1 protein-coding gene is annotated in these 265 nt (G+C 72.1%); it reads right to left on the reverse strand.

The features are described 5' to 3' along the window. A partial coding sequence (locus tag ACWXWW_RS18100; protein ID WP_455971407.1) for a cation:dicarboxylate symporter family transporter occupies positions 1-265 on the reverse strand: 265 nt, incomplete at both ends.

Consider the following 265-nt stretch of genomic DNA (forward strand, 5'->3'; position numbering starts at 1 on the left):
GGTCGAGGATGCCCTCCTGGGAGGCCACGAGCGCGGGGATGAGGGCCTGGCCGGACACGTTGAGGGCGGTGCGGCCCATGTCCACGATCGGGTCGACGGCCAGGAGCAGGGCCATGCCCTCGAGGGGCAGCCCGGCGGTGGACAGCGTGAGCGTGAGCATCACGGTGGCGCCGGTGGTGCCGGCGGTCGCGGCCGAGCCCAGCACGGACACGAGTGCCACGAGGGCGTACTGGCTCAGGCTCATGTCGATCCCGTAGAACTGGGC

This window comes from Microbacterium sp. KNMS, from assembly GCF_053851835.1.